Here is a 22,496-nt window from a genome sequence, read left to right on the forward strand (position 1 = left end):
CCCTTATTTTTGATGTTCAGGTAAAAAAATGAAGAATATCCTCGCTATCCAGTCCCATGTTGTTTTCGGACATGCGGGCAACAGCGCCGCCGAATTTCCCATGCGCCGTCTTGGCGCGAATGTTTGGCCGCTGAATACCGTTCAGTTTTCTAACCACACGCAATATGGTAAATGGACCGGCTGTGTCATGCCGCCCAGCCATCTGACTGAGATTGTCCAGGGGATTGCGGACATTGGCCAGTTAGCGCACTGCGACGCCGTACTTAGCGGTTACCTGGGATCTGCCGAGCAGGGAGAACACATTCTCGGTATTGTGCGCCATGTTAAAGCGGCAAATCCGCAGGCAAAATATTTCTGCGATCCCGTGATGGGGCATCCGGAAAAGGGCTGTATCGTGGCGCCTGGCGTCGCAGAGTTCCATGTGCGTTATGCGCTACCCGCCAGCGATATGATCGCGCCTAACCTGATTGAACTGGAAATTCTCAGCAAACATAGCGTGAATAATGTGAATGACGCCGTGCAGGCGGCGCGAGAACTGATTGCTCAGGGGCCAGAAATTGTACTGGTAAAACATCTCGCCCGCGCCGGTTACAGTTCAGAACGCTTTGAAATGCTGCTGGTGACAGCGCAGGAAGCCTGGCATATTAGCCGTCCGCTGGTGGATTTCGGCTCACGTCAGCCGGTTGGCGTTGGCGATGTCACCAGTGGTTTATTGCTGGTCAAACTTTTGCAGGGCGCGACGTTGCAGCAGGCGCTGGAGCACGTTACGGCGGCAGTCTATGAGATTATGATCGCCACCAAAACGATGCAGGAGTACGAACTGCAGGTCGTGGCGGCCCAGGACAGGATCGCTAACCCTGAACATTACTTCAGCGCAACGCGGCTGTAATTATTGCTGCTAAAAAGAGGCCGGATGGCGGTACAGCGAGCTATCCGGCAACATGACATTAATTCAGTCCTTCCGCTTTAAGCGCTGCCGCAACGGTCGGTCTTTTTGCGACACGCTGCATATAACTTTCAATATGCGTTAACCCGTCCATATTCAGTTTTACGCCATAGGCCCAACGCAATACGGTAAACAGATAAGCGTCAGCAATGGTAAAACGCTGGCCGCAAATCCACTGGTCGTCTGAAAGCGACTCATCCACATACTGCAATTTCTTTTCCAGACCGGCGCGAACGGCGGGTTTGAGTGTTTCCGGCGTGTCAGGGCGGAACAGCGGGGTAAAGCCTTTATGCAGTTCCGTTGCAATATAGTTGAGCCATTCCAGTGTATGATAGCGAGCAAGACTACTTACCGGCGCCAGAAGCTGGCGGTCGGGAACGCTGTCGGCGAGGTACTGCATAATGGCGACGCCTTCAGTCAACAGTGTGCCGTCATCCAGCAGCAGAGCCGGAACCTGTCCTTTAGGGTTGACTGCCAGGTAATCATCACCGTTTTCCAGGCGTTTTTTTGCGAGATCGACGCCATCAAGCGTAAAGTCTTTGCCAATTTCGCGCAGGGTAATATGGGAAGCAAGAGAGCAGGCACCCGGTTTGTAGAACAGTTTCATCGGTAACTCCTTTTTGCTGAGGTTTAAAGTATGGTAGTGCGGGGACGAGCAAAAAAAAAGCCGCTAACGCACAGTTAGCGGCCTGAATGTTGTTTCCCGGAAAATTAAACTGTAGCGGCTTTAGAGCCTTTTTCAGCGGTATCATCGTCCTGGGTCATACGGTTCAGCTTAGGCGCTGTCAGCAGCATCAGGACGGCGATAACGGCGGTTGCTATGCCAATCTGCATAAATACGCGACCATAGACTTCCAGGGACATCAGCGGGTCAGTCACGTCGCTCGGCACAGCCATCAGGTTGGCGACATAGCCGCCGATGATGTTAGCGCCTGCCGTTGTCAGGAACCAGCTGCCCATGATGAAGCCCATCAGACGCTGCGGAACCAACTGTGCGACCATTGCCAGTCCCAGACCGGAGATCATCAGCTCACCGATACTTTGCAGGCCGTAGCTTGCGATCAGCCAGTTTACGGATACGATGCCGGCATCGTTCGCAAATTTGGCGCCCAGCGGCAGAATCAGGAACGCGCCGGAACACAGCACCATACCAATGGCGAATTTCATCGGCATCGGCAGCGTATCGCCCATCCTGTTATAGATAGCGGCCAGAATCGGGCTGCCGATAATGATCCAGAATGGGTTCAGCGCCTGATACTGTTCCGGTTCGAACGCGATACCGAGAATAGAGTGCTCGACGTTACGAATGGCAAAGAAGTTCAGCGACGTCGGCATCTGGCTGTACAGTACGAAGAAGATAATCGCCTGCAGCATCAAAATAAAGGCGACGATCATTTTACGGCGAGCCGCGCCGTGCATGGAAAACGCTTCTTTACCGAAGATAATGACGATGCCAAGAGCGATTACGCCCAGCACCATACGCGCGATATCCTGGTTGTGCAGCAGCCAGGTGGCGACCGCAATCAGAACGACAATACCGACGATTGTCAGCAGCAGATTACGGAAGTTGATCGGTTCAAAGTCGGGTTTGGAACCGTAGCTTTTCACCCAGCGCTGGCAGAAAGCAAAGTTAACGACGGTTATCAGCATACCGACGACGCTAAGCGCAAACGCGGTGCTCCAGCCATAACGCGCCGCCAGCCACGGCGTCGCCAGCATAGAGAAGAAGGAGCCGATGTTGACGGACATATAATACATCGTAAATGCGCCGTCGAGACGCGGATCGTCCTTCGCGTAACAGGTAGACAGCAGGGAAGACGGGTTAGCTTTAAACAGACCGTTACCCACAGCGATAGCCGCCATGCCCATATAGACGATGCCAGCGTCATGACCAGACCATGCGACCAGCGCATAACCGATAGCCAGCACCACGGCACCCAGCATAATAACGCGTTTGGTGCCCAGAATTTTATCACCTAACCAACCGCCAATGGCGACCAGGCCGTACACCAGCGCACTGAAGGAAGAGAAAAGGGTGATGGAATCCGCTTCTGACATACCCAGTTGTTTTACCAGGTAGACGGCCATAATGCCTTGCAGGCCGTAATAACCAAAACGCTCCCATAACTCTATCGAGAAGATGAGATAGAACGCCTTCGGTTGTTTGAAAGCGTTCAAACTGACGCTTTCAGTTGGTTTTTTGTTTGCAGTAGACACTTTTACCTCTTTTTTACGCCCCGTATTAACAGGGATTGTCTGGCGCGTGATGAGTCAGACTCATCCGTCCGATTGTTATATTGGAGGGGAAACGGCAGGTAATGTTCACTATCTTTCCTCTCCAGACAAGAGCTTTGTAATAATCTGTTACATATAACTCTTCTGGTTGAATCGTCCGATGTCAGAAATGTTATCCAGCGTTAAATTTCTTCATTTGAAGAATGGCAGATTTTTACACTGCAAAAAGGCCATTGGTTTGGGTGAAAGGCGATATCTTCTGCTATTTAAGGTGAAAAGCAGTGATATAGGCCATTATCTGAAAAAATGGCAGAGTAATATTTTGTAGTGAAAACAGGGCGTCAGTCTATCCGGTTGTAAATGTAACCTTAGATGTCATTAAATTTCACATGAAGTTATCAAAGTGATCCTGATCACGGATAGATAGAAATTTTTGCGATTAAAAAAATGATTAACCTGACGTGGAGGGAAAACGAAAGCACATTACATCAGAAAAAGGACAGAGACTGGAATGATTGATGGCTAAAATAGATCCAGGCCGCAGGTGGGAGCGCGCTGGCGTGACGGACGCGCTCCGGGCATATCAAATATCGACTTTTTCTTTGTATTCGCAAAGGTCTTCAATGAGGCAGGAGCCGCAGCGGGGTTTTCGGGCAATACAGGTATAGCGGCCATGCAAAATTAACCAGTGATGGCAGTCCACTTTGAACTCATTCGGCACCACTTTCAGTAATTTCTCTTCTACCTGCTCGACATTTTTACCCGGTGCGAACTGTGTTCGGTTGCATACACGAAATATATGCGTATCAACGGCGATGGTCGGCCAGCCGAAGGCGGTATTTAGCACCACGTTAGCGGTTTTACGCCCCACGCCGGGAAGCGCTTCCAGCGCCGCCCGATCCTCCGGCACTTCGCCATTATGCTTGTCCAGTAAAATACGGCAGGTCTTAATCACGTTTTCCGCTTTACTGTTAAATAAACCGATGGTTTTGATATAGGATTTCACGCCTTCTACGCCCAGTTCCAGCATCGCGGCTGGCGTATTGGCGACCGGGTAAAGCTTGGCGGTAGCCTTGTTCACGCTGACGTCGGTTGCCTGCGCGGAAAGCAACACGGCAATCAGCAACTCAAACGGCGACGTGAAATTGAGTTCCGTTGTGGGGTGCGGATTGTTGTCGCGCAGGCGCGTCAGAATTTCCAGCCTTTTTGCTTTGTTCATCAGACTTTCCCTGTTTCACCTGCCGGAACAGCGGAAGGCACGGTTTCGGCGCGGCGTTTCTTCATTTTTTCATCAATAAGATATTTTACCGCCAGCATGAGCCCCAGGCCGATAAACGCGCCTGGCGGCAGCATCGCCAGCAGGAAAGGCGAGTCGGTGTGAAATATCTCGACCCGTAATACTTTTGCCCAGCCTCCCAGCAGGCTATCCGCGCCATCGAAAAGCGTACCATTCCCGAGGATCTCGCGCAGCGAACCCAGCACGAACATCGCGCCTGTCGCGCCCATGCCGATGGAAAAACCATCCAACGCGGAAAGCCACGGTCCTTTTTTCGCGGCAAACGCTTCGGCGCGACCGACAACAATGCAGTTCGTTACAATCAGCGGAATAAAAATCCCTAAAGACTGATACAAACCGAACGCATACGCATTGATCAGCATCTGTACTGCGCTTACCACCGAGGCAATGATCATAACGTAAATCGGGATACGGATTTCTGCCGGCGTCCAGCGACGTAGTGCGGACACCGTAAGGTTGGTCAGCGTTAATACCAGCGTTGTGGCCAGACCCAGCCCCAGAGCGTTGGTTGCCGTAGACGTCACCGCCAGTAAAGGGCACAGGCCAAGTAGCTGCACCAGAGCAGAGTTATTTTTCCATAACCCCTGAACAACAATGTCTTTTATTTCGCTCATGGCTATTCTCCACAGGCGGTTAAATGGGGGAGCTGAGCGGGCAGTGATTCGGCGTACAGCCCGGCGCGTTTAACCGCATTCACTACGGCGCGCGGCGTTATTGTCGCCCCGGTAAATTGATCAAAATCACCGCCATCTTTTTTCACCGCCCAGTGCGTATCATTTTCACCGCTGATGGTTTTACCGCTAAAGTGGGTAATCCAGTCAGACAAACGGCGCTCAATTTTATCACCTAACCCTGGCGTCTCATGATGTTCCGTCACACGCGTCCCCAGGACGGTACCGTTGAAATCTGCGCCAACAATAAGCTGGATAGCGCCGGAATAGCCATCTGGGGCGGTGGCCTCAATGATGGCCGCTACGGGTTTATCATCCTTGCGAGCGATAAAAACACGGTGTGTGCCTTTGCCGAGGGCGGGCGCATCGACCAGATAACAGCTCTCTTGCAGATTATTATTGTAACGATCTGGCGGCAATACCTGATCGAACAGGGCATGCTGTTGTTGCAGCGCTTGTTCGTGGATGGTTGATTTTGTCATCTGATTAATCACCGCGGTCAATCCCGTAGAGCCTGCGGCAAAAAGCGCCAGCGTAATACCGTGTTTACGAATCGTTTTCAACATGGTTTATCCTTTGCGATGTCCATAGACGCGGGGGCGCGTGTAGTAGTCGATCAGAGGAACCGTGATATTCGCCAACAGGACAGCAAAAGCAACGCCGTCCGGATAGCCGCCGAAGCTACGAATCAGCCACACTAATACCCCAGCCAGCGCGCCGAAAATTAAACGTCCACGGTTGGTCGTGGAGGCGGTAACCGGATCCGTCAAGATAAAAAATGCGCCCAGCATGGTGGCGCCTGACAGCAGATGAAGCTGCGGCGAGGCCAGCGTAGCGGGCGAGAAAAGCCAGCCTAACGCGGCGCATAGCGCCAGCGTCAGCAGAAAACTGACCGGGATATGCCAGCGGATGGCTTTTTGCCACAGCAGGAATACGCCGCCGACAAGCCAGGCGAGGTTAACCCACTGCCAGCCCACGCCAGCCAGCGCACCGCTGTATATCGGGTACTGCATGATTTGCTCAACGGAGTGCCCGGCGCGCAAGGACGTTTTAAACGTATCCAGCGGCGTCGCCTGGCTGATACCGTCAATACCGATACGTAGCAGCGTCATATCGCCGCCGCTGGCGGTATGCCCGGTAAAAATCATCCGCAACGTGTCCAGCATATCGGGCGTTGTTGCGGCTATTTCATAAGGCGGCAACCAGCTTGTCATTTGCACCGGAAAGGAGATTAATAGCACCACGTAGCCGATCATGGCCGGATTAAAGGGGTTTTGTCCCAGCCCGCCATATAACTGTTTAGCGATAATAATGGCGAATCCGGTTCCCAGCACGACCATCCACCAGGGCGCAAGCGGAGGGATGCTGACCGCCAGCAAAAGCCCCGTCAATAACGCGGAATAATCCTGCAGGTGACTGGCGACCGATTGTTTGCGCAGTCTAAGGACAATGGCTTCTGCGACGAGCGCCGTGATGGCAGCCAGAACGATCTGGAAAAGCGTTCCCCAACCAAAAAACCATGTCTGCGCGGCAATCCCCGGCAGAGCGGCGATTAATACCAGCAACATGATTCGCGATGTCTGGCGCTGGTTATGGGTATGAGGCGAGCTTGCGATTCTGAATACCATTTAGTCCTCGTTAACAACCTGCTGCTGTGCTGCTTTTTTTGCCTGAACGCGGGCGATAGCCGCAGCAACCGCGGCTTTACGCGGGTCTACCGGTTCGGCAGGTTCGCTTCCGGTCTGCTGCTCCTGCTTGCGGGCTTTGGCGCGGGCGATGGCCGCTTCCACCGCGGCTTTACGCGGATCGACCGGTTCGGCAGGTTCGCTTCCGGCCTGCTGCTCCTGCTTACGGGCTTTGGCGCGGGCGATAGCCGCCTCCACTGCGGCTTTACGCGGGTCGACCGCTTCGGCAGGTTCGCTTCCGGCCTGCTGCTCCTGCTTGCGGGCTTTGGCGCGGGCGATAGCCGCTTCCACCGCGGCTTTGCGCGGGTCGACCGGTTCGGCAGGTTCGCTTCCGGCCTGCTGCTCCTGTTTGCGGGCTTTGGCGCGAGCGATAGCCGCCTCCACTGCGGCTTTACGCGGGTCGTCGCCGGGTATCGCGCTGTCAGCCACCGGATGAGCCGCTTGTTTAGCGCGCGCTTGCGCTTTACGCGCTTCACGGGCCGCGATGACGGCGCTATTGTCTGGCAGACTACCCGCCTGAATAACCACCGGTTGCGTGGCCTGCGCCTGTTTCTCTTTTACCCGCGCCAGCGCAGCGGCAATGGCATCCTGATCTTTTGCCGCTGGTTGTACCGCTGCGCTCTTGTGACGTGCAAGGCGGGCGGCTTTTTCGCGCTCCAGTCTTGCCTGACGAGCCTCAAAACGCGCTTTGGCTTCGGCGGCGCGTTTTTCTTCAAGCCTGATCGCATTAATCTCCGCTTTTTCCTGACGGAAATATTGGACGAGCGGAATATTACTGGGGCAGACCCAGGCGCAGGCGCCGCATTCTATACAATCAGCAATATGGTGTGCGGTAGCCTTGTCATGCTGCTGCCCTTTGCTGAACCAATAAAGCTGCTGCGGTAAAAGGTCGGCAGGGCAGGCGTCAGCGCAAGCGCTGCAACGAATACAGCTTTTCTCTTCCTGAGGCGCTCCCATTTCAGTCACGGATGGCGCCAGCAGGCAGTTGGTGATTTTTACGACCGGTACGTCAAGCCAGGGAAGGGTGAATCCCATCAACGGGCCGCCCATGATGACCATCTGGTCAGCAGAAGGGCAGAACCCGGCATCGTTAAGCAAATGACGAACGGGAGTGCCGAGCCGCGCCCAGACGTTACCCGGACGGCTTACCGCTTCACCCGTTAAGGTGACAACGCGTTCTGTGATCGGTTCGCCGTCAACCACGGCGCGTTTAACGGCATACGCCGTACCGACGTTTTGCATCAGCACGCCAATATCAGAGGAGCGCCCGCCGTGGGGAACCTGTTTTCCCGTCAGTATTTGGGTGAGCTGTTTTGCGCCGCCGGAAGGGTATTTGGTTGGGATCACACGTAACGAAATATCGTGGGCGTCAGCCAGTACGGCGCGCAGCATGGAAATAGCCTGCGGTTTGTTATCTTCAATGCCGATTAATACCTCACGCGGTTGCAGAATATGCGCCAGGATGCGAATACCTTCCACAATCTGCGCGGCGCAGTCCTGCATCAAACGATCGTCCGCCGTAATGTAAGGTTCGCACTCTGCGGCATTGATAATAAGCGTGGTGATTTTATCGCCGCCACCCTGCAATTTAACGCCGGTGGGAAACCCTGCGCCGCCAAGCCCGGCAACGCCATACTGATGAATGCGTTCAATGAGCGCTTCACGGCTGTGGGCGCGGTAATCAGACCAGCCCTCGCGTTCAATCCAGCGGTCCTCGCCGTCGGCATCAATGATGACGCTTAACTCCGCCAGCGCCGAAGGATGTGCCGTCGAGTGGGGGGCAATAGCGATAACCGTCCCGGAGGTGGGCGCGTGTACCGGCAGCATTCTCCCACGTCCACGGGTAAGCGCCTGGCCGCGTAGCACGCGATCGCCGACGCTAACGCACAGCTCGCCCTCAGCGCCAATGTGCTGTTTTAAAGGGATAACAAAGCGCGGCGCTAAAGGCACCTGGCGCAGCGGCGTGCCGTTTGACTGGGACTTCATTTCGGGCGGATGAATACCACCGTCGAAATCCCAGATTTTATCTTTTCTGAAAGCGGAAAATAGTTTAAGCATGTTGTTCCACGGGAATGATGCGAACGGGAATAGTGTTCAAATCCCATTTCCAACTGTCGGGCGTCTCATTCACCGGACGTAATTCGATGCAGTGCGTCGGACACGGATCGACGCACAGATTACAGCCAGTACAGAGATCGCTCATGACCGTGTGCATGGCGCGAGTTGCGCCAACGATGGCGTCAACCGGGCAGGCCTGAATGCATTTTGTGCAGCCAATGCAGTTATTTTCATCAATAACTGCCAGCATACGTACTGGCGCGGCCTGCAGTTCTTCACCATCGCATGGTTGCGGCTCTACGTTTAGCAACTCTGCCATTTTCAGCATGACGGCTTCGCCGCCGGGCGCGCAACGATTGATTTTCTCGCCCTGGAGACCCACGGCTTCGGCGTAGGGGCGACAGCCGGGATAGCCGCACTGACCACACTGACTCTGCGGCAAAATCGCATCGATTTTTTCAACAACCGGATCATCTTCAACCGCGAATCGGCGGGAGGCATAACCCAGAATGGCGCCGAACACCAGACCCAGAAGGGTCAGGGCGCCAACGGCAATCCAGATAGTATTCATTACAACTTCACCAAACCACTAAAGCCCATAAAGGCCAAAGACATTAATCCTGCGGTAATCAATGCTATCGCGTTACCACGAAAAGGGGCGGGCACATCCGCCACGGCAAGGCGTTCGCGGATGGCGGCAAACAGAACCATCACTAATGAAAAGCCGACGGCGGCGGAAAATCCGTACAGCGCCGACTGAAGAAAGTGATGACCGAGATTAATATTCAGTAACGCTACGCCCAGAACCGCACAGTTAGTGGTAATCAGTGGTAAGAAGATGCCTAACAAGCGGTATAACGCCGGGCTGGTTTTCCGCACAACCATTTCGGTAAATTGCACGACCACAGCAATGACGAGGATAAAGGCCAGCGTCCGCAGATAAATCAGATCCAGCGGAATAAGTATCCAGGTGTCGATAAGCCAGGCGCATATCGACGCCAGCGTCATGACAAAGGTCGTCGCGAGGCCCATCCCCATGGCGGTTTCCAGTTTTTTGGATACGCCCATAAAGGGACAAAGGCCCAGGAATTTGACCAGTACAAAGTTATTGACCAGTACAGTTCCGACAAAGAGCAGCAGGTAATCAGTCATGTTTCGGCCTGAAATAAAAAAGCCGCCTATTATCTGTCAAACTACCACAGGCGACAACAGGTTAACTGTAGGGTTATTACGGATTAACAAACGTTGTTTTGACGCGCGCTGAACGTTTGAGATAAGGCACAATGAGCGCCGTCGCCAACAGTGGGAAGAGTAACTGACGCACGGCAAAGGCATCTGAGACGGGCGAAAAGGCAAATGCTTTAACCGCCAGTAACACCGACACCAGCAGCCAGATAATGTAATGCTTCGGCACGCAGCGTCTGCGCTTGAAGAATGCGATCGTCAACCACAGGGTATAGTACCACATGGCGATAGCGGTAATAAATGAAATGCCCCATAGCAGTAAATTACCGGTTTCCTGTCCGCTAAGCGTCTTGAACGTTTGCGGTGTGGCAAGCGCCATAACGTAGAGTAATAACGCCAGCGAGGTGCTCAACAACGCGACTAACAGCCAGGCTAACGGGCCAAGAAGCCAGCCTCCAATTCGTTGTGGCGGTGTTGTTGTCATATCTTCTCCGGGGTTACACGCGTTAACGGTCATGCCGCTCATTTTGGGGCAAACATTATAAGGTTTTTGATGTTAAACGCTACTTTCTTTATTGCACATAGCGCCAGACGGATTGCGGAACCTGACCTACATCAAACAGGCGTCCTCCGGAAACCAGTTCGGCACGGCGGTGATCTGCAGCGCGATACATATTAACAATGTCCATGTCATCAGTAAGGGTATAGTTAAGGTGGTCGAACAGTTTTTCCAGACTTTCGAGCGAACTAATTTTGCGGAATTTTAATAGATAATCCTGAACAGTCATATAAAGTTGATCCATATTAAATATAATGCCAACGGAGTAGTCACTGATAAAAAATAAACAAAACCGCACCAGTAAGAGGTCAGGGGTGCAGGTAAAAAGGGAATATTCTTACCGGTAAAGAGTCAGGCGCCACATGGCGCCTGGGGCGAAAGGTTAACGCGCTTTCCTACAACAGGCAATAAACGTCAGACCAGATAGGACATATTTCGTTTTTTTTGCCGGTTTTTGACTTTTCTTTGCACCCCCCGGGGCGCCGCTTACCGTACCACGCGAAAATGCCTTTACATTATCTGACGCTTACTTCTTCTGGACGGAAGCCGTGGGCTCTGGTGGTTGGTAATTGTCAATATGGTTGGCAATACCTAAAAGAATGACTGAGATAACGAGAACTATCCACCCAGTTAATTCAATAAGACGATTCATTATTGACGACATTTGCTTTGATTTATCCATAAACACAGAGGGTAAATGTTACTTTCCTGGCGAACGGTCGGCAAGAGGGAGGGAAACGATTTCAGCCTCTGTTCTGTAACAAGTTAATCATTTGATGCTACGTTGATGGTCAGGACGCTATTGCGGCTAATCGCACGATGGTGTGGAATAGCGATATCTAAAACCGGAGGCAGTGAGATGAATGACAAAATCCGCGTTGGGTTAATCGGTTATGGCTACGCCAGTAAAACCTTTCATGCGCCCTTAATTATGGGAACGCCAGGGCTAGAGCTTGCGGCGGTGTCCAGCAGCGATGAAACAAAAGTGAAAGCAGACTGGCCGGCGGTTTCCGTGGTCTCTGAGCCCCGACATTTATTTAACGATCCGCATATCGACCTGATCGTGATCCCGACGCCCAACGATACCCATTTCCCGCTGGCGAAAGCTGCGCTGGAAGCCGGTAAGCATGTGGTGGTTGATAAACCCTTTACCGTGACACTGTCACAGGCGCGAGAATTGGATGCGCTTGCGCGGAGCACTGGTCGGGTACTTTCCGTCTTCCACAACCGACGCTGGGACAGCGATTTTTTGACGCTGAAGGCCTTGCTGGCGGATGGCGTGCTCGGCGAGGTGTCCTTGTTTGAATCCCACTTTGATCGTTTCCGTCCCCAGGTGCGCGACCGCTGGCGCGAGCAAGGCGGGCCAGGAAGTGGTATCTGGTACGATCTGGCGCCGCACTTGTTGGATCAGGCCATTCAACTTTTTGGCCTGCCGGTCAGCATGACGGTGGATTTAGCGCAACTGCGTCCGGGCGCGCAATCTACAGATTATTTCCACGCGATTTTATCCTACCCCCAGCGCCGCGTGATTTTGCACGGTACGATGCTGGCCGCGGCGGAATCCGCGCGATACATCGTTCATGGTTCGCGCGGTAGCTATGTAAAATATGGCCTCGATCCCCAGGAAGAACGGTTAAAAAACGGCGAGCGTTTACCGCAGGAAGACTGGGGATACGACATGCGTGACGGCGTATTGACCCTGGTTGAGGGAGAGACGCGCAAAGAAGAGAACTGGCTTACGTTGCCGGGTAACTATCCGGCATATTATGCCGCTATCCGCGATGCGTTAAACGGTAACGGTGAAAATCCCGTGCCGGCAAGCCAGGCGATTCAAATTATGGAGTTGATTGAACTGGGCATGGAATCGGCAAAACATCGCGCGACGCTGTGTCTTGCCTGAGATGTCGCATTTCTCCGCCTGGGATAGCATTAAACCGCAGGCGGAGAAGAGCGTTAGTGTCAATAAAGCAATCTTACGCCGCGGCCACTTTTTCGCGCAGCGCACGTTTTTCGCTATCGCTCAGAAAGGCGATTTCCAGACCGTTAATCTGCGCCTGGCGAATCTGTTCGCGGCTCAATCCTGCCGCTGGCGCGGCGACGTGATATTCATGGATAATATCTACGCCCTGAACAGCCGGATCGTCCGTATTAAGACTGGCGAGAACGCCATGCTCAAGGAAGGTTTTGAGTGGATGATCCGCCAGCGATGTGACGGTACTGGTCTGAATATTCGAGGTCAGACAGGATTCAATACCGATACGCTGCTGTGCAAGAAAATCCATTAACGCGCGATCTTCGACAGCTTTTACGCCATGTCCGATACGTTCGGCCCCCAGTTCGCGAATCGCCTGCCAGATACTTTCCGGCCCTGCGGCTTCGCCAGCGTGAACGGTAATATGCCAGCCCGCATCGCGCGCCCGATTAAAGTGCGACAAAAACAGACTGCCGGGAAAGCCCAGCTCATCACCGGCTAAATCCAGCGCGGTGATTTTCTCTCTGTGCGCCAGCAGCGCATCAAGCTCCTGTAAACATGCCGCCTCGCCGAAGGTACGGCTCATAATGCCAATGAGTCGTGCCTCGACGCCAAACGTGTTACAGCCGTCGCGTACACCGTCGATAACGGCTTCAACCACGCCTGCGATCGGTAACTGATGCGCCATCGCCATATAGCCGGGCGAAAAGCGAAGCTCGACGTAATGCAGGCCGTTACGTGCGGCATCTTCAATATTTTCAAAGGCCACACGGCGGCAGGCGTCAAGCGATGCCAGGACTTTTACCCCCCAATCGAGCTTCGTGAGAAAGCTCACTAAATCGGGTTCGGTTGAGGTGACCTGGACATGCGGAATCAGCGTTTCCAGCGTTTGGGCGGGAAGGGCGATGTTGAACTGCCGACCAAGATCCAGAATTGTTTGGGCGCGAATGTTGCCATCAAGGTGGCGGTGGATGTCAGTTAAAGGAAGCGTAATATCAATCATGGGCGCACTCAATTTTTAATAAAAGTGCGCACCATTATACTACAGATTGATAATCCTCTGGAAATTTTGCAAAAACGGAGTCATTACGTTGCAACTTCGCGAGAGCGCGGGAGAAATTTTGTATCATTCTCTTTAACGCGCCCCCGGTCAGCTCACGGGGGCGTCTCTGTTATCGCATCTTAGGATAAAGGGTCAACCCCCCGCCTGTAGACAGTATCAGCGAACGGTGCGGATAGCGTTAATCAATCCGTTGACGCCTTTTTCAAGTTTCAGGCGAGGGCATCCGGCATTCAGACGCACAAATCCCCGGCCTTCGGCGCCATAGGTATCGCCGGGCATAATGGCGACTTTCTCCTGATGAATGAGCGTGTGCTGTAATTTTTGATCGTCAATGCCGAGTGGACGGAGATCAATCCAGGCCAGATAGGTCGATGGCGGCGCTTGCCAGTTCAACGTCGGAAAGGCGCCATTCAGCGCCTGCTCAATATAGCGCATATTAGCCGCCAGCGAGGCGCGTAACGCATCCAGCCACGGCGCGCCGTGCTGATACGCGGCAATATGCGCCGTGAGCGAGAGCACCGCTGGCGAAGAGAGGCCGTCGCGCCCTTTTAAGGCGGCCAGGTAGCGTTCACGGCTTTCAATATTTTCAATGATTCCATAAGCGCCGGTTAATGCCGGAATATTGAAGCTTTTCGAGCCGGAGGAGAGCAGCGCCCAGTCTCCGCGCGCGACATTGCTCCAGGGAATATGCGGCTGGTTTCCCCATACCATATCCATGTGAATTTCATCGGAAATCACCCGTACGCCATGGCGCTCGCACAGCGTTGACATCGTTTCCAGCTCGTCACGCGTCCACACTTTACCGGTGGGATTTTGCGGACTGCACAGCAGCAGGATTTTGCTTTCCGGACGCGCCAGCGCCGCCTCCAGTTTAGCCATATCGCAATACCAGGCGTTGCCTTCTTTCTCCAGCGGGACGGGAGTGACGATGCGATGGTTGCCTTCAATCGCCTTATAAAAAGCATCGTAAGCGGGGGTATGAACTACCACGCCATCGCCTTCGTTGGACCACTGGCGGATAAGCTCGGACGCCATATAGATAACGGAGGGGCCGTATACGAGGGAGTGGGCATCTATCGTGGTCTGATGGCGTGTCGCAAACCAGTGGGTAATCGCCCCTAAAAACGCCTCATTTTTCCAACGGCTATAGCCCAGCACACCGTGGGAAAGGCGCTGGTTTAGCGCCTCCAGGATACACGGCGCGGTGGCAAAATCCATATCCGAGATCGTAAAGGGGAGTAGATCGGCCTCGCCAAAACGATCGGCGACATAATCCCACTGCGTACACCATGTCCCGCGACGGTCAACTTCCTGTGAAAAATCGAACATATCTCTTCCTTATGCCTGAACGGTATTCATCAGACCAACCATTTCATCTTTTACCGACTGAACCTGCGGGCCGATAACCACCTGCAAATTATGCTGATTGAGCTGTACGACGCCTATCGCACGATTGTCCTTCAATGCCTGGACATCGACAAGCGACATATCTTTCACGGACAGACGTAGGCGGGTGATGCAGTTGTCCAGACTCACGATGTTTTCCGTGCCGCCTAATGCCGCCAGGATAGCAGGCACGTTGTAGCCGGATTTTCCTGGCGCGCCAGCGATCGCTTTTTCAATGCTGGTGGCAATCTCCGCTTCGCGCCCCGGTGTTTTGAGGTTAAAGCGTGTAATGGCGAAGCGGAAAATGAGGTAGTAAACCGCAAACCAAATCGCCGCCACTACCGGTACCAGATACCATTTTGTTGACAGACCATGCAGGATGCCAAACACCACAAAGTCAATAATATTGCCATCCGTATTGCCGATAGTGACGCCGAGAATAGCCATGATGGTAAAGCCCAGTCCGGTCAGCAGAGCATGAATAACGTACAGCACCGGCGCTACGAACAGGAACAGGAATTCCAGCGGTTCCGTTGTACCGCCGACAACACAGGCGATTAAACCGGAAATCAATAATCCTTTAATTTTAGGGCGGTTTTCTGGACGGGCACAGTGGTACATTGCCAGCGCGGCGCCCGGCAACCCACCGAGAAACGCCGGCATTTTGCCTTGCGATAAGAAGCGAGTGGCGCTTTCAGAGAAGCCGTGCGTCGTTGGGCAACTGAGTTGGGCCTGGAAAATAGTCAATGCGCCGCTCACGGTATGCCCGCATACCTCTTGCGTACCCCCCGCCTCGGTGAAGCGAATCAGCGCTACCAGAATATGGTGCAGACCAAAAGGCAACAGCAGGCGCTCGCCGGTGCCGAAAATCATCGGTCCGAAGTCGCCGGCGCTATTGATGATATGACCCAGTCCACTAATTCCCATCGCAAAAACCGGCCAGACGAGCGGGATAACCAGGCCGACAAGCCCCATCACAACGGCGGAAACGATAGGTACAAAACGCGTACCGCCGAAAAAGGCCAGCGCATCCGGCAAACGAATGGTATGAAACCGTTCATGCAGCATCCAGACAATAATACCAGCGATAACGGCGCCGAGGATGCCGGTATCGATAGAGGGGATGCCCAGAATATTTTGTACGTTATTGGCTTTCAGCACCGCCGCATCGGTGGTCGGCAGAATGCCTTTTGCCGTGAGCCAGAAGTTGACTGCAAGGTTCATGACCGCATAACCGACAAACCCGGCAAACGCGGCGACGCCTTTGTTTTCCCGCGCCAGACCAAGCGGAATCGCGATACAAAACATCACCGGCAGGAAGCTAAAGGCAAAAGAACCTACTTTACTCATCCAGGTAAAGATAGCCTGTAGCAAGGGATTACCCAGCACGGGGAGCAGGGTGATTACGTCGTGGCTACTAAGCGAGCTGCCGATACCGAGCATAATGCCGCAGAACGAGAGCAAGGCGACGGGCAACATAAACGTTTTGCCCAGTTGCTGGAAAAATTCCCATAGCGTTATTTTTGGCGTGGTTTTCGTCGTCATCTAACGACTCCTTGTTAATAAAGGCCGGTGTCAGGTTATGATGGCGAAAAGATAAAACGTTTTATCAAATTTTAGTGCGGCATTAATCACATTACTGACCGATAATAACGCGTATAAAGATAACAGATAGGTAAAACGTTTTATCTGTCAGATTCTGGAGCGATTTGTTGACATGGCTATCGCCAAAAAAATCACTATCCACGATGTTGCGCTGGCGGCTGGCGTGTCGGTGAGCACCGTTTCCTTAGTGCTGAGCGGCAAGGGGCGAATATCGGTCGCGACCGGCGAGCGCGTAAACGCGGCAATTGAACAACTGGGTTTTGTGCGTAACCGCCAGGCGTCCGCGCTGCGTGGCGGGCAAAGCGGCGTTATCGGTTTGATCGTGCGTGATTTATCGGCACCCTTTTATGCCGAATTAACCGCCGGGTTAACGGAAGCGCTGGAAGCGCAAGGCCGTATGGTTTTTCTCCTGCACGGGGGGAAAGATGGCGAACAGCTAAATCAGCGTTTTACCATGCTGCTTAATCAGGGCGTGGATGGCATGGTGATCGCCGGTGCGGCGGGCAGTAGCGAAGCGCTGAGAGCGCAGGCCGACGCACAAGGAATTCCGGTGGTGTTTGCGTCACGCGCCAGCTATCTTGATGATGCGGATACCGTTCGGCCTGACAACATGCAGGCGGCGCAACTCCTGACGGAGTACCTTATTCGTCAGGGCCATCAGCGCATCGCCTGGCTGGGAGGACAAAGCGCATCTTTAACCCGCGCGGAGCGCGTGGGCGGCTATTGCGCGACGTTGTTAAAATACGGTCTACCGTTTCACAGCGAGTGGGTCGTGGAATGCGCTTCCAGTCAGAAACAGGCAGCAGAAAGCATTACCGCGCTGTTGCGATACAATCCGACCATTAGCGCTGTCGTTTGTTACAACGAAACCATTGCGATGGGGGCGTGGTTTGGCCTGCTGAGAGCCGGACGACAGAGTGGCGAGAGCGGTGTCGATCGTTATTTCGAGCAGCAGGTGTCGCTGGCGGCGTTTGCTGATGTGGCGGAGAACGCCCTCGACGACCTGCCGATTATCTGGGCCAGTACGCCGGCGCGAGAAATAGGCTATACCCTGGCCGAACGAATATTGCAGCGTATTGCTCACGACGAGCACCATGTGCGGAGTCAAACGATAGCCGCTCGCCTGGTAACGCAAAAGTAGAGGCTGCGCGTCGTTCGGCGCAGACCGGGTGTAGCGTCGCGACACCCGGCAAGGCGATTATTGTTGAGGCAGCGCCGGAACGTCCGGAACGGAAAGCGCCGGCATTCCAAACAGGCCGACAAAGTCTTCCAACGGCATTTTTTGTCCGTTGAGCGTGATCTGGCCATTGGCGTACTGCAAACTGGAGGCGATAGTATTATCCTTCAGCGTTGTCAGTCGGAACATCTGACCCATTGCGGACAGCCCCTGCACCTGCTGTTTTGCCAGTTTTTCCGCATCATCCTGCTGATAGCCTTCCAGCTTTGCTATCTGCGTCATAAACTCGACCGCCATGTCCATCGGAATTGCCAGTTTCGCATCCAGCGATTTCACGGAGCGGTCGACTTCCTGCGCCAGCGTTTGCGGTTGTGCCGTTGTGGTTGCCGGATCTTTGAGGAACAGCGACAGATTCAGCGTGGTTTCCCCTTTGGCGTTTTTCCAGCTAAGCGGCGCCAGAGTCAGTACCGGATCGCCTTTTAACAGCACGGGGAGAGCGCTAAAGAACGCTTCAGTGACTTTTTGCTGATAAAGCTCAGGATTCTGCGCCACGTCCGGCTGATTCAGCAGCGCCTGCGTTTGCGCATGATATTGCTGACTAAACTGGTGCCAGGCTTCGCCGTCGATTTGACCGACTTTCAGCGTTAATTTACCGCTGCCTAAATCCTGATTCTGCACTTTCAGGCTGTTAAGCGAGTAATCCAACTGGCTGTTAATGGTTTTTCCGTCGTTGACGAGATCGGACTTGCCGGCAATTTCCATCCCTTCCAGCACCGCCATCTCTTTACCCTCAATGGCGATGGACAGTTTATCCAGCGTTAACTTTTGGTCGCCCACACGTTCGCCAAAGCTTGCCAGCTTACTGGTACCGTCGGTTTTCAAATTATTAAAGGTGAGTTGGACCTTCTGATTATATTCGTTAACGGCATCGACAAGGCCGCTCTGCGCTTCGCCTGACAGCGAAACCACATTACCGTCTTTATCGGCGTTAAGCTGGAACTCGCCGCCGCTAAAGGCGACCTTTTCACCGGCATTCTCGTAGTTTAACGGCTTGAGAGAGATATCGGAGCGGGTATCGCCGCCATAACCAATGCGGGTATTGATAACAAAGGGCGTGTCGCCTTTCGCGATATCAAAGAGGGGTTTTGCCGCATCGTTATTCACCAGGGTGGTTTTTACCGACGCCATAGAAGGGATCAGATTGAGCGTTTTGAGCTGGGCGAGCGGGAAGGGGCCATGTGAAACGGACTCGTCCAGCACAATGCTTTGCCCGGGCTTCAACCAGGTAGTGTCTGCGCCGGCAACCGGTTTGACAACCAGTTGCAGATGGCTACTGAACACGCCACGCTGGTAGTTTTGATAACTTAATTCGACACCGGCCTCCGGCGCAGTACGCTTGAGCTGTTCATTGGCCTGAGTCACCATTTCTGCAAGATGGTTCTCCAGCTTTTTCCCCGTATACCAGGCGCCGCCTGTCCAGACGATGCCAAGTGCAATTACTACACCTGCAGCTACCAGTGTTTTTTTCATATCAATTGTCCATAAAAATGAAACCAGGCGGATTAAACCGCCTGGAGGAGTTTTACGTCTGTTATAAGCTTAGCAAGAGTTGTTAAAAAATTCAGTACGTTGCTACAGCTTGTTATAAACACGCGCTAAACGGCCCGTGCCGCTGGCGTTAACCGGAGACTCATCCGCGCCGATAAAGGCAGATTCACCCGGCTTCAGTACCAGACGCTGTTCATCTTTACGTAACACCGCCTCACCCTCAACGCAGAACAGAATCGCGGCGCTGTGTTGGCCGATGTTCGTCTCCTGAAGCGCCAGGTCGTGCAGTGAAAAAGCAAAATCGTCAACCGGAATTGGAAAGTCCAGCTCCGCGCCGTTTTTCACCGGGGCAGTCAGCAACTCGCCGGCAGGCTTAGGTTCGAACTTCACGTTCGCGACCAGCTCAGGGATGTCGATATATTTTGGCGTAAGGCCAGCGCGCAGAACGTTATCGGAGTTTGCCATGACTTCCAGCGCAACGCCCTGCAGATAAGCATGAGGCGTTTCGGCAAACAGGAACATCGCCTCGCCGGGATTCAGTTTGACCACATTCAGCAACAAAGGAGAGAAAAGCCCGCTGTCGTCAGGATAATACTCTGAAATCACGCGGATCGTTTGCCACGGTTCACCTTGCTGGCTGTTAAGCGCCGCTTTGAGTACGGCTAACGCGCGGGATTTTTCTTCGCCTTGCATATTCAACAGGCTGGCGAAAAGCTGGCTCAGACGTTCAGCGTTCGGCGCCTGCAAAAAGTGGGCGATAGCGGAATGCGCGCCGGCGACAGGTTGCAGTAAAGAGACAATGTCAGAAAATTCGCGGAACGCGTTCATCGCCAGGAAAGGCGTCAGGGCAAAAACCAGCTCTGGTTTATGGTTAGGATCTTTATAGTTCCGCTCTGCGGCATCCATGGGGATACCCGCCGCATTTTCTTTCGCGAAACCGATTTCGGAATTGCGCTTATTCGGGTGCACCTGAATAGAGAGCGGCTGCGCGGCGCACAGTACTTTAAACAGAAACGGCAGTTCGCCGAAACGGTTGGCTACCGCTTCGCCCAGCATGGCGGTTTTATTCTTTTCGATGGCGTCACGCAGGGAGACGGTTTCGCCGTTGGCGGTGGTGATTCGCGAGCTGCTTTTGGGATGCGCGCCCATCCAGAGTTCAGCCATTGGCTGCTGCTGCGGATTGGCGATGCCATAAAGTTCCGTTAACGCAGTTTTACTTCCCCAGGCATAGTTTTGCACTGAGTTAATGAGTTTTTGCATTATCAAGCCCTGTTTCAATGTGGAGATCAATGGGAGGTATTAAACCAAGAAACCCGCATGAAGTAACCTCCGGGCGTAAAAAGTCGTACTTGTCTCAGTTTTTGTTAAAAAATTGTGTAGGATAGTGTTACTCGCTTTGAGTCGGGCAATGGAACACCTGCCCAGAGAATAACCATACCGAGCGGTAAGTGAGAGCACAATGTCAAACAAACCCTTCTTTTATCAAGACCCTTTTCCCCTCAAAAAGGACGATACCGAGTACTACTTGTTGACCAGCGAACATGTTTCCGTCGCCGAATTCGAAGGACAAGAGATCCTGAAAGTCGCGCCGGAAGCGCTAACGTTGTTGGCGCGTCAGGCCTTCCACGATGCGTCTTTTATGCTACGTCCCGCGCATCAGCAACAGGTGGCGGATATTCTGCGCGATCCGCAGGCCAGTGAAAACGACAAATATGTCGCGCTGCAATTCCTGCGAAACTCCGATATCGCGGCCAAGGGCGTGTTGCCCACCTGCCAGGATACCGGTACGGCCATTATTGTCGGCAAAAAAGGCCAACGCGTCTGGACTAGTGGAGGTGATGAAGCGGCGCTGGCTCGCGGCGTATATAACACTTATATCGAAGATAACCTGCGCTATTCGCAAAACGCGGCGCTGGATATGTACAAAGAGGTCAATACCGGTACTAACCTGCCGGCGCAGATCGATCTCTACAGCGTCGATGGCGATGAATATAAATTCCTCTGTATCGCTAAAGGCGGCGGATCGGCGAATAAAACCTACCTCTATCAGGAGACAAAAGCGCTACTGACGCCGGGTAAGCTCAAAAATTATCTCGTCGATAAGATGCGTACGCTGGGCACCGCCGCCTGTCCGCCGTATCACATTGCGTTTGTCATTGGCGGCACCTCGGCGGAAGCGAACCTGAAGACCGTTAAGCTGGCCTCGGCAAAATACTATGATGCGCTACCAACCGAAGGCAATGAACACGGGCAGGCCTTCCGCGATATTGAGCTGGAAAAAGAATTGTTGCTTGAGGCGCAAAATCTTGGCTTAGGCGCGCAGTTCGGCGGCAAATATTTCGCTCACGATATTCGTGTCATCCGATTGCCGCGCCACGGGGCATCGTGTCCGGTAGGTATGGGCGTGTCCTGCTCCGCGGATCGAAACATTAAAGCGAAGATCAACCGGGAAGGGATCTGGATCGAGAAGCTGGAGCGCAATCCCGGTAAATATATTCCAGAGGCGCTGCGCCAGGCGGGAGAGGGCGAGGCGGTGCGCGTTGATCTTAACCGTCCCATGAGCGAGATACTGCAACAACTGTCGCAGTATCCGGTATCAACGCGCCTGTCGCTGAACGGCACGATTATTGTGGGCCGCGACATCGCGCACGCTAAACTGAAAGAACGGATGGACAGAGGCGAAGGTTTGCCGCAGTACATCAAAGATCATCCTATCTATTATGCGGGGCCAGCAAAAACGCCGGAAGGGTACGCCTCCGGGTCGCTTGGGCCGACTACCGCAGGACGGATGGACTCTTATGTTGATCAGCTCCAGTCGCAGGGCGGCAGTATGATCATGCTGGCGAAAGGCAACCGCAGCCAGCAGGTGACCGATGCCTGTAAGAAACATGGCGGCTTCTACCTGGGCAGTATCGGCGGCCCGGCAGCCGTTCTGGCGCAGGGTAGTATCAAGCGCCTGGAGTGCGTGGAATATCCTGAACTGGGTATGGAGGCTATCTGGAAAATTGAAGTGGAGGATTTTCCGGCCTTTATTCTGGTGGATGATAAAGGCAACGATTTCTTCCAGCAGATTCAGTCATCGCAGTGCGCGCGCTGCGTTAAGTAATGT

The 22,496-nt window shown here is 53.5% G+C and carries 21 protein-coding genes; 4 read left to right on the forward strand and 17 right to left on the reverse strand.

Annotated features, from left to right (window positions below):
* Window positions 1–28 precede the first annotated feature (28 nt).
* Complete coding sequence (gene pdxY / locus ACLD4F_RS02310; RefSeq protein WP_079944229.1) at window positions 29–889, forward strand: pyridoxal kinase PdxY; 861 nt, start codon at window positions 29–31, stop codon at window positions 887–889.
* 58 nt (window positions 890–947) lie between these two features.
* On the opposite strand, the gene gstA is transcribed toward pdxY, so the two are convergent.
* The 12 genes from gstA to blr form a co-directional block, all read right to left on the reverse strand.
* The gene (gene gstA / locus ACLD4F_RS02315; protein ID WP_000765727.1) at window positions 948–1,553 is read right to left on the reverse strand and encodes a glutathione transferase GstA; all 606 of its coding nucleotides are present in this window, start codon (window positions 1,551–1,553) and stop codon (window positions 948–950) included.
* A 104-nt stretch (window positions 1,554–1,657) separates the two neighbouring features.
* A complete protein-coding gene (gene dtpA / locus ACLD4F_RS02320) occupies window positions 1,658–3,163 on the reverse strand; it encodes a dipeptide/tripeptide permease DtpA (RefSeq protein WP_000100911.1) in 1,506 nt (501 codons plus the stop codon).
* Between the two features lie 601 nt (window positions 3,164–3,764).
* The gene (gene nth / locus ACLD4F_RS02325; RefSeq protein ID WP_001030318.1) at window positions 3,765–4,400 is read right to left on the reverse strand and encodes an endonuclease III; all 636 of its coding nucleotides are present in this window, start codon (window positions 4,398–4,400) and stop codon (window positions 3,765–3,767) included.
* Complete coding sequence (locus ACLD4F_RS02330) at window positions 4,400–5,092, reverse strand: electron transport complex subunit E (protein ID WP_023195533.1); 693 nt, start codon at window positions 5,090–5,092, stop codon at window positions 4,400–4,402. The genes nth and ACLD4F_RS02330 overlap by 1 nt, the downstream gene beginning before the upstream one ends.
* Window positions 5,093–5,094: 2 nt before the next feature.
* Window positions 5,095–5,715 (reverse strand): electron transport complex subunit RsxG, encoded by a 621-nt coding sequence (rsxG, locus tag ACLD4F_RS02335; RefSeq protein ID WP_000920822.1) that lies wholly within the window; start codon window positions 5,713–5,715, stop codon window positions 5,095–5,097.
* 3 nt (window positions 5,716–5,718) lie between these two features.
* Window positions 5,719–6,777: an electron transport complex subunit RsxD gene (rsxD, locus tag ACLD4F_RS02340; protein ID WP_411010655.1), complete on the reverse strand. Its 1,059-nt coding sequence runs from the start codon at window positions 6,775–6,777 to the stop codon at window positions 5,719–5,721.
* Window positions 6,778–8,892 carry an electron transport complex subunit RsxC gene (gene rsxC, locus ACLD4F_RS02345; RefSeq protein ID WP_411010656.1) on the reverse strand — a complete coding sequence of 705 codons (2,115 nt, stop codon included), beginning with the start codon at window positions 8,890–8,892 and terminating at the stop codon, window positions 6,778–6,780.
* Window positions 8,885–9,463: an electron transport complex subunit RsxB gene (gene rsxB, locus ACLD4F_RS02350; protein ID WP_080108505.1), complete on the reverse strand. Its 579-nt coding sequence runs from the start codon at window positions 9,461–9,463 to the stop codon at window positions 8,885–8,887. Before rsxB ends, rsxC begins: the two co-directional genes overlap by 8 nt.
* Window positions 9,463–10,044: an electron transport complex subunit RsxA gene (gene rsxA / locus ACLD4F_RS02355; protein WP_000133179.1), complete on the reverse strand. Its 582-nt coding sequence runs from the start codon at window positions 10,042–10,044 to the stop codon at window positions 9,463–9,465. The genes rsxB and rsxA overlap by 1 nt, the downstream gene beginning before the upstream one ends.
* Before the next feature lie 76 nt (window positions 10,045–10,120).
* Window positions 10,121–10,561 (reverse strand): DUF2569 domain-containing protein, encoded by a 441-nt coding sequence (locus ACLD4F_RS02360; protein WP_079944747.1) that lies wholly within the window; start codon window positions 10,559–10,561, stop codon window positions 10,121–10,123.
* Between the two features lie 88 nt (window positions 10,562–10,649).
* A complete protein-coding gene (ydgT, locus tag ACLD4F_RS02365) occupies window positions 10,650–10,865 on the reverse strand; it encodes a transcription modulator YdgT (protein WP_000217946.1) in 216 nt (71 codons plus the stop codon).
* Window positions 10,866–11,162: 297 nt separating this feature from the next.
* Complete coding sequence (blr, locus tag ACLD4F_RS02370) at window positions 11,163–11,288, reverse strand: division septum protein Blr (RefSeq protein WP_001708800.1); 126 nt, start codon at window positions 11,286–11,288, stop codon at window positions 11,163–11,165.
* Between the two features lie 207 nt (window positions 11,289–11,495).
* Here blr and ACLD4F_RS02375 point away from each other — a divergent pair, with 207 nt between their 5' ends.
* On the forward strand, window positions 11,496–12,536 hold the full coding sequence (locus tag ACLD4F_RS02375; protein WP_000998242.1) for an oxidoreductase: 1,041 nt from the start codon (window positions 11,496–11,498) through the stop codon (window positions 12,534–12,536).
* Window positions 12,537–12,609: 73 nt separating this feature from the next.
* Here the strand turns inward: ACLD4F_RS02375 and add are convergent, their stop codons facing one another.
* The 3 genes from add to malX all read right to left on the reverse strand — a co-directional run bounded on the left by add (window position 12,610) and on the right by malX (window position 16,602).
* Window positions 12,610–13,611 (reverse strand): adenosine deaminase, encoded by a 1,002-nt coding sequence (add, locus tag ACLD4F_RS02380; RefSeq protein ID WP_080108503.1) that lies wholly within the window; start codon window positions 13,609–13,611, stop codon window positions 12,610–12,612.
* A gap of 216 nt (window positions 13,612–13,827) precedes the next feature.
* Entirely contained in the window at window positions 13,828–15,000 is a 1,173-nt protein-coding gene (locus ACLD4F_RS02385; protein ID WP_079944749.1) for a MalY/PatB family protein, read from the reverse strand.
* 9 nt (window positions 15,001–15,009) lie between these two features.
* Window positions 15,010–16,602: a maltose/glucose-specific PTS transporter subunit IIBC gene (gene malX, locus ACLD4F_RS02390; RefSeq protein ID WP_000208903.1), complete on the reverse strand. Its 1,593-nt coding sequence runs from the start codon at window positions 16,600–16,602 to the stop codon at window positions 15,010–15,012.
* 172 nt (window positions 16,603–16,774) lie between these two features.
* Here malX and ACLD4F_RS02395 point away from each other — a divergent pair, with 172 nt between their 5' ends.
* Entirely contained in the window at window positions 16,775–17,803 is a 1,029-nt protein-coding gene (locus tag ACLD4F_RS02395; protein WP_079944750.1) for a Mal regulon transcriptional regulator MalI, read from the forward strand.
* A gap of 57 nt (window positions 17,804–17,860) precedes the next feature.
* On the opposite strand, the gene ACLD4F_RS02400 is transcribed toward ACLD4F_RS02395, so the two are convergent.
* Window positions 17,861–19,369: a YdgA family protein gene (locus ACLD4F_RS02400; protein ID WP_000753334.1), complete on the reverse strand. Its 1,509-nt coding sequence runs from the start codon at window positions 19,367–19,369 to the stop codon at window positions 17,861–17,863.
* Between the two features lie 102 nt (window positions 19,370–19,471).
* Window positions 19,472–20,647, reverse strand: a complete 1,176-nt coding sequence (gene manA / locus ACLD4F_RS02405) for a mannose-6-phosphate isomerase (RefSeq protein ID WP_080094755.1) — start codon at window positions 20,645–20,647, stop codon at window positions 19,472–19,474.
* Between the two features lie 199 nt (window positions 20,648–20,846).
* Between manA and fumB the strand changes: the two genes are divergently transcribed.
* The gene (gene fumB, locus ACLD4F_RS02410; RefSeq protein ID WP_079981165.1) at window positions 20,847–22,493 is read left to right on the forward strand and encodes a class I fumarate hydratase; all 1,647 of its coding nucleotides are present in this window, start codon (window positions 20,847–20,849) and stop codon (window positions 22,491–22,493) included.
* Window positions 22,494–22,496 lie beyond the last annotated feature (3 nt).

Origin of the sequence: Salmonella sp. 741265050_HSA (assembly GCF_046569445.1) — a bacterium.
Lineage (GTDB): Bacteria > Pseudomonadota > Gammaproteobacteria > Enterobacterales > Enterobacteriaceae > Salmonella > Salmonella enterica.

Coding starts and splice junctions, on each gene's coding strand:
- blr (WP_001708800.1), bottom strand. CDS start 11,288: ATGAATCGTCTTATTGAATTAACTGGGTGGATAGTTCTCGTTATCTCA.
- fumB (WP_079981165.1), top strand. CDS start 20,847: ATGTCAAACAAACCCTTCTTTTATCAAGACCCTTTTCCCCTCAAAAAG.
- ACLD4F_RS02330 (WP_023195533.1), bottom strand. CDS start 5,092: ATGAGCGAAATAAAAGACATTGTTGTTCAGGGGTTATGGAAAAATAAC.
- pdxY (WP_079944229.1), top strand. CDS start 29: ATGAAGAATATCCTCGCTATCCAGTCCCATGTTGTTTTCGGACATGCG.
- ACLD4F_RS02360 (WP_079944747.1), bottom strand. CDS start 10,561: ATGACAACAACACCGCCACAACGAATTGGAGGCTGGCTTCTTGGCCCG.
- rsxA (WP_000133179.1), bottom strand. CDS start 10,044: ATGACTGATTACCTGCTGCTCTTTGTCGGAACTGTACTGGTCAATAAC.
- ACLD4F_RS02385 (WP_079944749.1), bottom strand. CDS start 15,000: ATGTTCGATTTTTCACAGGAAGTTGACCGTCGCGGGACATGGTGTACG.
- rsxB (WP_080108505.1), bottom strand. CDS start 9,463: ATGAATACTATCTGGATTGCCGTTGGCGCCCTGACCCTTCTGGGTCTG.
- ydgT (WP_000217946.1), bottom strand. CDS start 10,865: ATGACTGTTCAGGATTATCTATTAAAATTCCGCAAAATTAGTTCGCTC.
- rsxC (WP_411010656.1), bottom strand. CDS start 8,892: ATGCTTAAACTATTTTCCGCTTTCAGAAAAGATAAAATCTGGGATTTC.
- ACLD4F_RS02375 (WP_000998242.1), top strand. CDS start 11,496: ATGAATGACAAAATCCGCGTTGGGTTAATCGGTTATGGCTACGCCAGT.
- ACLD4F_RS02400 (WP_000753334.1), bottom strand. CDS start 19,369: ATGAAAAAAACACTGGTAGCTGCAGGTGTAGTAATTGCACTTGGCATC.
- manA (WP_080094755.1), bottom strand. CDS start 20,647: ATGCAAAAACTCATTAACTCAGTGCAAAACTATGCCTGGGGAAGTAAA.
- ACLD4F_RS02395 (WP_079944750.1), top strand. CDS start 16,775: ATGGCTATCGCCAAAAAAATCACTATCCACGATGTTGCGCTGGCGGCT.
- nth (WP_001030318.1), bottom strand. CDS start 4,400: ATGAACAAAGCAAAAAGGCTGGAAATTCTGACGCGCCTGCGCGACAAC.
- rsxD (WP_411010655.1), bottom strand. CDS start 6,777: ATGGTATTCAGAATCGCAAGCTCGCCTCATACCCATAACCAGCGCCAG.
- malX (WP_000208903.1), bottom strand. CDS start 16,602: ATGACGACGAAAACCACGCCAAAAATAACGCTATGGGAATTTTTCCAG.
- gstA (WP_000765727.1), bottom strand. CDS start 1,553: ATGAAACTGTTCTACAAACCGGGTGCCTGCTCTCTTGCTTCCCATATT.
- rsxG (WP_000920822.1), bottom strand. CDS start 5,715: ATGTTGAAAACGATTCGTAAACACGGTATTACGCTGGCGCTTTTTGCC.
- add (WP_080108503.1), bottom strand. CDS start 13,611: ATGATTGATATTACGCTTCCTTTAACTGACATCCACCGCCACCTTGAT.